This is a genomic window from Rhizobium sp. BK196 (genome assembly GCF_014193255.1).
Lineage (GTDB): Bacteria > Pseudomonadota > Alphaproteobacteria > Rhizobiales > Rhizobiaceae > Rhizobium.
Genome location: NZ_JACHZB010000001.1, coordinates 1,276,931 through 1,286,402 on the forward strand (window position 1 = coordinate 1,276,931; position 9,472 = coordinate 1,286,402).

Genomic DNA, 9,472 nt, shown 5'->3' on the forward strand with positions numbered 1-9,472 from the left:
GATACTAATGACCGTCGATGCTGTCGGTGGGGTCTGGCGCTACGCGATGGATCTCGCGGCCGGCCTTCGGTGTGAAGGAACCGAAATTGTCTTCGCAGGCTTGGGGCCTGCACCGTCAGCAATACAGATCAATGAAGCGAAAGCGCTGGGAAAGTTGGTGTGGCTTGATGCCCCTCTCGATTGGATGGCCGCGAATAGGGTCGAGATAGCCGCCGCTCCGGCCGAAATTGTTCGGATCGCCGAAGAACACGAGGTCGATCTGCTACATCTCAACCTGCCGTCGCAGGCAGCGGGGATCGATACGCAGCTGCCCATCGTCGTCGTTTCCCATTCCTGTGTCGTCACATGGTTTGCCGCCGTGCGCGGAACGCCGGTGTCACCGGACTGGGCCTGGCAACACGATGTGAACCGGGAAGGCTTCGACCGCGCAGATGCCGTGCTCTCGCCAAGCGAGAGCCATGCCAATGCACTGCAAGTCGCCTACGGCCCCATTCCGCGGCTCAGGGTGGTTTATAACACCAGCCGGGTCGGGGCCGATTCGCATCCAAAGAAGACCTTCGTCTTCGCAGCTGGACGCTGGTGGGATGAGGGCAAAAACGGCGCAGTTCTCGACAAAGCAGCTGCGGTGATGTCCCAGCCCGTGATCACCGCGGGCTCCTGCCTTGGCCCCAATGGCCAGAGACTGCAATTCAGCAACGCCGACGACCGTGGTCCGCTGTCGCATTCCAAGGTCGTTGCCATGATGCAATGCGCGCAAATCGTCGTGTCGCCATCCATTTACGAGCCCTTCGGCTTGACTGCTCTGGAAGCAGCGCGATGCGGGGCAGCATTGGTGCTGTCGGATATTCCCACCTATCGCGAGCTATGGGACGGATGCGCGCTGTTCTTCGATCCTTACGATCCGATGTCCCTGGCATCTGCTTGCGCGCGCCTCAGCGGCGACGCGGAGCTACGCAAAGAGCTGGTGGCAAGGTCGCTCGCGCGGGCGTGCATGTTCAATCTGAAAAGGCAGGCGACATCTGTGCTCGATACACACGCGCATCTGATGGACCGCACCTTCAATCTGGCAGCCGCGGAGCAATCATGAGATTCCTGTTTTACACTCATTCGCTGGTTTCCGATTGGAACCATGGCAATGCGCATTTCCTGCGAGGCGTGATGCGGGAGCTGACCCGCCGGCATCACCAGGCACTGGCGCTAGAACCTGAAGACTCCTGGAGTCGCTGCAATCTATTGAGTGACCAAGGAGCGCAGGCCGTTAAAAAATTCCACACCGCGTTCCCGCAACTGCGGTCGCAAATCTACGGAGAGCAATTCGATCATGAAACCGCTATCGCCAATGCCGATGTCGTTATCGTTCACGAGTGGACTGAACCGGCGCTGGTAGAGCGGATCGGTCGCGCGCGGCGCAACGGCGCCGGCTTTACGCTGTTGTTCCATGACACGCATCACCGAGCAGTCTCGGCAAAGGGCGACATCGCTGGGCTGACACTTGAGGATTACGATGGTGTATTGGCCTTCGGTGAAACGCTGCGGCAGCGCTACCTGCAGGCTGGCTGGGGCAGGTCAGTCTACACCTGGCATGAGGCTGCTGACGAGGCGCTATTTCGCCCGAGGCCGGAGGTCACCCCGACAGGTGATCTTATCTGGATCGGCAATTGGGGCGACGACGAGCGCTCCTCCGAGATCGCAGAATTCCTCGTCCGCCCCGCTCGTGATCTCGCGCTCAAAACGACCGTGCGCGGCGTACGCTACCCTAAGCAGGCGCTCGACGCCCTGCAGGACGCGGGGATCGCCTATGGCGGCTGGATCGCCAATGCCGAGGTGCCGCTCGCTTTCGCTGACCACAGAGTCACGCTGCATATTCCACGACGGCCCTACGTCGAAAACCTTCCCGGCATTCCGACGATCCGCGTTTTCGAGGCTCTTGCCTGCGGCATTCCGCTGATCTGCGCTCCTTGGGACGATGCCGAGGCCCTTTTCAGGCCGGGCAGAGACTATCTCGTCGCCGGAAACGGCCAGGAGATGACGCGCCTGTTACGCGATGTGCTGGCCGACAATGCCCTTTCGGCTGCCCTTATCGCGTCTGGTCTCGAAACAATCCGGGCGCGACATACCTGCCGGCATCGTGTCGATGAACTATTCGCCATTCTGGGACAATGCGGCACCGCACGCGTCGTCAGCCAGCTGCCTGCAAAGGAGGCCGCCGAATGAAGATCGCGTTTTATGGATCAAGCTTGGTTTCCGCCTACTGGAATGGAGCCGCAACCTACTATCGCGGCTTGCTACGCGCATTAGCTCAGAAGGGCTACGACATCACCTTTTACGAGCCCGACGTCTATGACCGGCAAAAGAATCGCGACATCGATCCACCTGAATGGTGCAAGGTGGTGGTTTACCCAGGCACGGCCGAAGCACTGAAGGCGGCGACGGCGGCGGCGGTCGATGCGGACATCGTCGTCAAAGCAAGCGGTGTGGGTTTCGAGGACGATCTCCTTCTGCAGGAGATTCTTCGCCACGCCAGGCAAGGCGCCTTGAAGATCTTTTGGGACGTGGATGCGCCTGCAACGCTTTCCGAGCTGCGACAGAGCCCCGAGCACCCGCTTCGCAGATCATTGGCAAAGATCGATCTTGTCCTTACCTATGGCGGCGGCGATCCGGTAATCGACGCCTATCGCAGCCTTGGGGCGGCGGATTGCATACCAATCTATAACGCGCTTGATCCCGAAACTCATCACCCGGTGGAAAAAGAGGCTCGCTTTGCTGCAGAGCTCGCTTTTCTCGGCAACCGTCTGCCCGATCGGGAAGCACGGGTCGAACAGTTCTTTCTGGAGCCGGCGGCCCACTTGCCGCAGCAAAGGTTTCTGCTCGGCGGTTCAGGCTGGAGCGACAAACCGCTGCCTTCGAACGTCACCCATCTCGGCCACGTCCCGACCGGCGACCACAATGCCTTCAACGCGACGCCGAAGGCGGTGCTCAACATTTCGCGGTCCAGCATGGCAGAAAACGGCTTTTCGCCAGCAACCCGGATTTTTGAGGCTGCCGGAGCCGGTGCCTGCCTAATTACTGACCATTGGGACGGCATCGATCTCTTTCTCAAGCCTGGTGACGAAATACTGGTGGCACGCGACGGACAGGATGTCGCCCAACTTTTAGCCGGCCTGACAAGGCAGCGGGCCAAGGAGATAGGACAGCAGGCGCTGAGACGTGTGCTCGAGGAACATACTTACGCGCATCGTGCCACGACAGCCGATGCCATCTTCCGCGCAGGTGCCGCACGAATGGAGGCGGCCGAATGACCGGATCGCTTAATATTGTCATCTTCGGCCTGTCGCTGTCATCGTCCTGGGGCAATGGCCACGCAACCACATACCGCGCGCTCATTCGCGGATTGAACGCGGAGGGACATAGAGTGTCCTTCCTTGAGAGAGACGTGCCCTGGTACGCTTCGAATCGCGACCTGCCCAAGCCCGACTTCTGCCGGCTCATCTACTACAACGACATTGGCGAGATGATCGAAAACCATGCAGGTCTGATCAAAGCAGCAGACGCCGTAATCGTGGGATCGTATGTCCCATCGGGGGTCACGGTTATCGACGCGGTCGCAGCCCTCCAGCCACGCCGACTATGCTTTTACGACATCGACACCCCAGTCACGCTCGCAAAGCTCGATCGCAATGATGAGGAATATCTGACGCGCCAGCAACTTCCGGTCTTCGATACCTATTTCTCGTTTTCGGGCGGAGACGTTTTGGCCAAACTTGAACGCTGCTACGGCGCTCGCAAGGCGCTGGCGCTCTATTGCTCCGTTGATGCGAGCCGGTACCGAGCAACTGGCGAAGCTTTCCACTGGGACTTGGGCTATCTCGGCACCTATAGCCCCGACCGACAGCCGACGCTCGAGCGGCTGCTGATTGAGCCGGCCAGGCGGCTACCGCATCTCTGCTTTGCAGTTGCCGGCCCGCAATACCCCGAACACATCGCCTGGCCATCAAACGTCGAGCGGATCGAGCATCTGCCTCCTGCCGATCATGCCAGTTTCTACAGCCGACAGCGGTTTACGCTGAACGTTACCCGAAGCGATATGATCGCCGCCGGCTGGTCACCGAGTGTGCGGCTATTCGAGGCGGCAGCCTGTGGTACGCCGATCATCAGCGACGCTTGGCGCGGGCTCGATGAGTTTTTTACTGAGAACGAGGCGATCATCGTCGCTCGTCGATCGGAAGATGTGGTCGAGGCCCTCACGAGGCTGAATTCGGCCGAACTCCGCGCATTGGCATCCGCCGCTCAGGCGAAGGTCATGCAACGCCACACCGGCAAGGTGCGGGCTCAAGAACTCGTCTCCGCGCTTGGTGAATTGCCGGAAGGGATGAGAGACACCCGATCCACCCCTCAACCCATTTCAGCCTAGGAGAGGCATAATGCTGCAAAGGACACGAAACGGAAGAGTGAACACTGTGCTTGTTGCCGGAGGAGCCGGTTTCGTCGGTTCGCATTTATGCGACGCGCTGCTGGCACGCGGTGACAGGGTGATCTGCGTTGACAGCTATATCACCGGATCGGAAGACAATGTCCGGCCGCTGATCAACCATCCGAAATTCCGTTTGATCGAGAAAGATATTTGCCATCTGAAAAGTCTCGACGAGCCTGTGAACCAGATCTACAACCTGGCCTGCGCAGCCTCACCTCCCCAATATCAAGCAGACCCAGTGCACACGATGATGACCTGCGTTGCAGGCACGGGGAATCTGCTTTCGCTGGCCGAACAATACCGTGCCTCTTTCCTGCAGGCATCAACGAGCGAAGTCTACGGCGACCCGGTGCAACATCCACAAACCGAGGACTATCGCGGCAATGTTAATTGTACCGGTCCGCGCGCCTGCTATGACGAAGGCAAACGGGCAGCGGAGGCGCTCTGCTTCGACATGCTTCGGGCCGGCAGGGCGGATGCACGCGTTGCCCGCATATTCAACACTTATGGTCCGCGCATGCAACCGAGCGACGGACGGATCATTTCCAATCTTCTCGTACAAACGCTCTCCGGCGCGCCACTTACGATTTACGGAAGCGGTGACCAGACGCGCTCCTTCTGCTTTGTCAGCGATCTGGTCTCGGGCCTCGTGGCATTGATGGATGTGGATCCCAATCCCGGCGTTCCGGTCAATCTCGGCAATCCCGGCGAATTTACGATCAACCAGCTCGTCGACATCGTGATGACGATTGTGCCCTCGGCATCGGCTGTCGTCCACAAGCCGCTGCCGCAAGACGATCCTCAGCGCAGACGGCCGGATATATCGCGGGCAAAAGAACTTCTCGGCTGGCAACCAACTGTTTCACTTGCCGAAGGTCTTCGCCTGACGGCCGATTGGTTCACCGCATCAATGCGCCCTGATGGACGTTACGATAGCGCGCAGATCGCTCGGCGCTCCAGCTTGCTGCGGCCTGCAAAAGCCGGAGGCACCTCGCTCCGCGCATGAGGGCCGAGAGCCGCATCGGTGATGAAGGAGAATGGATATGGATGTTGCACGCCCGATGAAGCAGGAGGATCTGCAGCGGCGGATTGAGGAGCTTGGGCCGTGGTTTCAGAATTTGAATATCAAGGGCCACTTGACCGCACCCGATCATTTCCTCGGAGATTACCCTACCTTCAAGTGGAAGGGTTTTCAGCACGTGCTTCCCCCCGATCTTGGAGGCCTCAGCGTGCTCGACGTCGGCTGCAATGCAGGCTTCTATGCACTCGAAATGAAGCGGCGCAACGCCGCCCGTGTGGTCGGCATCGATTCCGATCCGCACTATCTGGCCCAGGCACGTTTTGCGGCGGAACAGGCCGGAATGGAAATCGAGTTCCGGGAGATGTCGGTCTATGATGTCGCTCGACTGGGGGAGAAATTCGACCTAGTGATCTTCATGGGTGTGCTCTATCACCTGCGCCATCCACTCCTCGCGCTTGATCTCCTTTATGAATACGCTGTCGGCGACATGATGCTGTTTCAGTGCCTGCAGCGCGGTGACGAGCGAATTCCAGACCTTAGGGAAGACTACAACTTCTCTGAATGGAGCATCTTCGACCAGCCGGAATATCCAAAGCTCTTCTTCGTCGAGGAACGCTATGCGTCCGATCCCACCAACTGGTTCATCCCGAACAAGGCGGCCGTCGAGGCGATGCTGCGCAGCGCCGGCTTCCGGATCGACGATCATCCGGAACGCGAGGTTTATCTATGCCGCCGGAGCCAACGTCATTATGCGGTCGAGCCGCCGCCGTCATTTGCAACACAATAGACGACGATATCTTCAATCTGCTTGCTGGGCCGAACTCCGCTTCTTTCCAATAAGGAAACAGCTGCCAAAGGAACAGCGAGGCCGAGATTCGCGTTACTCTTTGCCGGTCGCCTCAAGGCACGCGCGTCATCTCGGCCCTCAGGCGGATGCGGAACGATCTTGATCCCGCAACGGGGACGCTATGAAGAAATTGCTCGAGGTCTCGCTTGGGGTCGTCACCAGCGTAGGCGGTTTTCTGGAGACGGGGTCGATTGCGACCTCCGCCCAGGCAGGAGCGGCGTATGGCTTCGCCCTCATTTGGGCTGTCATCCTCGGAACCGGATGTCTAATCTTTCTCCTGGAGATGGCGGGGCGCTTCGCCATCGCCAGTCACTATACGATCGTCGATGGCGTGCGAGATCGGTTCGGCTCCAATTTCTTCATCCTCGTCATCTTCGTGATTTCCGTCGTGAATCTGATGGTTCTGGCCGCCGAAATCGGCGGTGTGGCGCTCGGCCTTCAGTTTCTGACCGGGTGGAGCTTTCAATGGTGGGCGTTGCCCGTTGCCTTCGCCGCCTGGCTGCTGCTGTGGCGTGGCACGTTCGGAGTGATCGAGAAGGGAGTATCATCGCTCGGATTGATCGCGCTCTCCTTCGTGGTCGCCGTGTTCGTCATGGGACCGCCATGGCACGAAGTGGCGAGAGGCGCATTCCCGTCTGTTCCCGACAAGGGCGGAGCGCATTACGCCTTTATCGCGGTCAGCATCCTCGGAGCCACGATCTCCAGCTATCTATTCTTCTTCTATTCGTCCGGGGCCATCGAAGAAAAATGGGACAAGTCGTATTTTGGAATAAACAGGATTACCGCGACATTAGGCACAGCGTTTGGAGGTGCCCTCTCCGTCGCCATCATCGTCCTCGCCGCCATGGTTTACCCTGCCCGCGGCATCGATGACATCGAAGACTACGGGCAGATCGCAATAATCCTGACCCCAGCACTCGGGACCTGGGGTATCTACATCTTTTCTCTCTCGCTTCTGATCACCTGTTTCGGTGCCGCTCTGGAGCTGAGCCTTGCTCAGGCCTATATCACCGCCCAGGGTTTTGGCTGGAACTGGTCAGAGGACGCAAAGCCGAAAACGGATCCTGCTTTCAGCCTCGTCTACACGATCGCCATCGCTATCGCCGTCATTCCCATCGCCGCCGGTGTCGATCCCTTGCGGGTCACCATCTTTTCCATGGCGATCGCCGCTATGAGCCTACCTCTCGGCGTTATACCATTTCTCTTCCTGATGAATGACGAGGCTTATGTCGGCGACCATACGAATGGCTGGGTAGGCAACGCCGTTGTCCTGTTCATCGTGGGGCTGGCCTTCGCTCTCGCGATCATCACTGTACCGCTGCAAATTTGGGGAGGCTGACGTGCACCTCGTGCGAGATGTTCTCGACAAGCAGCTCGTCGACAAGGCAAGGATTCGCATCGGAAGGGCGGACGGAATCGTTCTGCACCTCGACGAGCTCGGGCGACTGAAAGTCAAGGCGATCGAGCTCGGGTGGTCGACGCTTGTCAGGCGGCTATTGACAGGCGTTGGTCTTCGAACGCTCGCTCGCAATCGAGGTGGGGGATGTCGACTCGACTGGTCTCACGTCTCCGAGACCGGTGCCGAGATTACCGTTAATGTCGATCACCAGGAATTGCCGCTAGAGCGTTGGCAGCAGTGGCTTCGTCGAAGCGTTCTAAGCCGGATTCCAGGCGGGCTGTCATGAGTGAGCTATTTCTCCAAGATCTGCTGGGCACACGGGTATTAGGACCGGACAACGAGGTAGTGGGACGCATCGAGGAAGTTGTCGCAGAAGCGCATGGCGACGAACTCTTCATCGTCGAATGTCACCTCGGAACCTTTGCGCTTCTTGAGCGCCTGGCTTCTTCTTCATTCGCTCGCGCAGTCCTCGGAGCTGCCGGCCTTCGCTCAGGCGAAGGACTGGCTGTTCCCTGGGAGCAACTTGATCTTTCAAACGCAGCTTCACCAAAATTGCTTTGCGACCCGCTACAGCTGAAACCGCCTCGTCGCTCGTCCGCAATCACCGAGCCGGCGCCTTAAAAACACCTGGGAACGCAAGTGCCTGATGGCTGTATTTGTGTTTCGGACGCTATGACGATACGAAGGATCTCGTCGCACACCCTTGCGCGCGCCGGCATCGTCGGGCGCAGCGACGCCGCAATAGAAGGCGATGTCGATTGGATAAGACGCCGTAGCGGTATTATTGACAAAGAGTAAGAGCACGAATTGCCGCGCCCATCCCATGAGGGTTTCGGACTGAAGTCCCATGCCGGAACCTGTTGGCTCCTGTCGAGTTGATCTTGCACGACCTGGAGGAACCCGAATGCCCACCGCCTCTGACAATCAAGACCTGGACTTACGCACCACACCTCATCAGCTCAATCGAAGGCGAGCGGTTTGCTGGACGTTATTGGCAATCCTGGTCGCGTCGCTCGGCGTGGCTTACGCCTACACCGAGCTCTTCGCAGCGACAAATGGCTTCCCGGATCGCCTCAATCCCTTTGCCAGTACGCCTATTGTCAAATGATAATAGTTTTGTAGGCGGTACTTCTGAGACAATGTAGCGTCACAGGCGACGTATTCCCGAAGCTTTGTGCTCTATATGCAGTTTGTCTGAAAGACAGAATAGGGAATCGGTTCTTTCTCTGGCCACCCGCAATCAACTTCCGCTTAGGCATGCTTCATCAAACGCCGGTCCATGATGGTCGCGTTAAGGAGATGCTCGGAACGCCGCGCCGGCGTTGAAGGCGATCTGCGGCAATCCCTGCCAGAAGAGGAAGATTCGAGGAGAAGGTCCGCAAATTGAAGGCGGATGTCAGCCCGGAAGCCGTGGAGCTGATCATAAATTCGGTTTCCTACCAGATCCGCGAGCACGCCGATCCGAGGCGAATCAGCCCTCATCAACATCGTGCGTCAATTCATCCAGAAGGTCGTCATCGGCAAGGCGCCTGGCCACCAGCCGGCCACCTTGGAAGTCCACGGCCGGATCGCCTCGATCCTGGCGGCGATGGAAGCCGCGACGCTTATGGAGAAGCTCCTCGACGCTTACGCGGAGGAGCGTAAGCGCTGTTTTCAGGCCACGTCTTTGAGTTCGTTCCTTGCGGCATAAGTCCACGGCAGCAGGTCGTCGATTTGGCTATTTGGATGGCCGTT

General features: G+C 58.6%; 10 protein-coding genes. All 10 read left to right on the forward strand.

What is annotated here, in order from left to right; all coding sequences use genetic code 11:
* Positions 1-7 precede the first annotated feature (7 nt).
* The 10 genes from FHT78_RS06575 to FHT78_RS06620 all read left to right on the forward strand — a co-directional run bounded on the left by FHT78_RS06575 (position 8) and on the right by FHT78_RS06620 (position 9,428).
* Positions 8-1,087 (forward strand): glycosyltransferase family 4 protein, encoded by a 1,080-nt coding sequence (locus FHT78_RS06575; RefSeq protein ID WP_183741740.1) that lies wholly within the window; start codon positions 8-10, stop codon positions 1,085-1,087.
* A complete protein-coding gene (locus tag FHT78_RS06580; protein ID WP_183741742.1) occupies positions 1,084-2,214 on the forward strand; it encodes a glycosyltransferase in 1,131 nt (376 codons plus the stop codon). The genes FHT78_RS06575 and FHT78_RS06580 overlap by 4 nt, the downstream gene beginning before the upstream one ends.
* Positions 2,211-3,299: a glycosyltransferase gene (locus FHT78_RS06585; protein WP_183741744.1), complete on the forward strand. Its 1,089-nt coding sequence runs from the start codon at positions 2,211-2,213 to the stop codon at positions 3,297-3,299. Before FHT78_RS06580 ends, FHT78_RS06585 begins: the two co-directional genes overlap by 4 nt.
* Complete coding sequence (locus tag FHT78_RS06590; protein ID WP_183741746.1) at positions 3,296-4,411, forward strand: glycosyltransferase; 1,116 nt, start codon at positions 3,296-3,298, stop codon at positions 4,409-4,411. Before FHT78_RS06585 ends, FHT78_RS06590 begins: the two co-directional genes overlap by 4 nt.
* 10 nt (positions 4,412-4,421) lie before the next feature.
* Positions 4,422-5,477, forward strand: a complete 1,056-nt coding sequence (locus FHT78_RS06595) for a UDP-glucuronic acid decarboxylase family protein (protein WP_183741748.1) — start codon at positions 4,422-4,424, stop codon at positions 5,475-5,477.
* 37 nt (positions 5,478-5,514) lie between these two features.
* The gene (locus FHT78_RS06600) at positions 5,515-6,279 is read left to right on the forward strand and encodes a TIGR04290 family methyltransferase (RefSeq protein WP_183741750.1); all 765 of its coding nucleotides are present in this window, start codon (positions 5,515-5,517) and stop codon (positions 6,277-6,279) included.
* A 181-nt stretch (positions 6,280-6,460) separates the two neighbouring features.
* Positions 6,461-7,678 carry an Nramp family divalent metal transporter gene (locus FHT78_RS06605; RefSeq protein WP_183741752.1) on the forward strand — a complete coding sequence of 406 codons (1,218 nt, stop codon included), beginning with the start codon at positions 6,461-6,463 and terminating at the stop codon, positions 7,676-7,678.
* Positions 7,679-8,020: 342 nt separating this feature from the next.
* Positions 8,021-8,359, forward strand: coding sequence for a PRC-barrel domain containing protein (locus FHT78_RS06610; RefSeq protein ID WP_183741754.1), 339 nt, complete (start codon positions 8,021-8,023; stop codon positions 8,357-8,359).
* A gap of 283 nt (positions 8,360-8,642) precedes the next feature.
* Positions 8,643-8,846, forward strand: a complete 204-nt coding sequence (locus tag FHT78_RS06615; RefSeq protein ID WP_183741756.1) for a hypothetical protein — start codon at positions 8,643-8,645, stop codon at positions 8,844-8,846.
* 381 nt (positions 8,847-9,227) lie between these two features.
* Complete coding sequence (locus FHT78_RS06620; RefSeq protein ID WP_183741758.1) at positions 9,228-9,428, forward strand: hypothetical protein; 201 nt, start codon at positions 9,228-9,230, stop codon at positions 9,426-9,428.
* The last annotated feature ends 44 nt before the right edge of the window (positions 9,429-9,472 follow it).

Coding starts and splice junctions, on each gene's coding strand:
- FHT78_RS06575 (WP_183741740.1), top strand. CDS start 8: ATGACCGTCGATGCTGTCGGTGGGGTCTGGCGCTACGCGATGGATCTC.
- FHT78_RS06580 (WP_183741742.1), top strand. CDS start 1,084: ATGAGATTCCTGTTTTACACTCATTCGCTGGTTTCCGATTGGAACCAT.
- FHT78_RS06585 (WP_183741744.1), top strand. CDS start 2,211: ATGAAGATCGCGTTTTATGGATCAAGCTTGGTTTCCGCCTACTGGAAT.
- FHT78_RS06590 (WP_183741746.1), top strand. CDS start 3,296: ATGACCGGATCGCTTAATATTGTCATCTTCGGCCTGTCGCTGTCATCG.
- FHT78_RS06595 (WP_183741748.1), top strand. CDS start 4,422: ATGCTGCAAAGGACACGAAACGGAAGAGTGAACACTGTGCTTGTTGCC.
- FHT78_RS06600 (WP_183741750.1), top strand. CDS start 5,515: ATGGATGTTGCACGCCCGATGAAGCAGGAGGATCTGCAGCGGCGGATT.
- FHT78_RS06605 (WP_183741752.1), top strand. CDS start 6,461: ATGAAGAAATTGCTCGAGGTCTCGCTTGGGGTCGTCACCAGCGTAGGC.
- FHT78_RS06610 (WP_183741754.1), top strand. CDS start 8,021: ATGAGTGAGCTATTTCTCCAAGATCTGCTGGGCACACGGGTATTAGGA.
- FHT78_RS06615 (WP_183741756.1), top strand. CDS start 8,643: ATGCCCACCGCCTCTGACAATCAAGACCTGGACTTACGCACCACACCT.